Annotated in this window: 1 protein-coding gene; it reads right to left on the minus strand. The window is 71.8% G+C overall.

From position 1 onward, the window contains the following. A partial coding sequence (locus AC1DSF_RS30995; protein ID WP_478184142.1) for a hypothetical protein occupies positions 1-315 on the minus strand: 315 nt, incomplete at its 3' end. Between the last annotated feature and the right edge of the window lie 107 nt (positions 316-422).

Consider the following 422-nt stretch of genomic DNA (forward strand, 5'->3'; position numbering starts at 1 on the left):
GTACTCCTCGACGGTGCCCCAGGCCTGGCACTCCGGGCAGCGGCCGAGCCACTTTGGCGTGGTCCATCCGCACTCGCCGCACCGGTACGACGGGCGTGCTGACTTACCGGTCGTCCCGGCGGATTTGGCCATGTGCGGCACGGTAGCCGCCCGCACCGACACCGTGCGCCGCGACCCGCCCGGTGCGCGACCGGCGCGTGAAGCGCGGACATCGGGATGGTCACGGGACCGTGACAGCGCGACCGGAATCGGGTGGTCCTCAAGCAAAACCATGGTGGGCCCGGCGTGCCGTGCGTACGGTGAGGCCTCATGCATGGTGGGGGTGGTCCGGTCGTGGGGTCCGGACTCGCCGCGGCACTTGCGCGCGGCTGCGAGGCGGGGACGCCGGAAGGCGTCGCGGAGATGTACGACACGTACGCGGA

It is taken from the genome of Variovorax sp. 01N429, assembly GCF_056399425.1.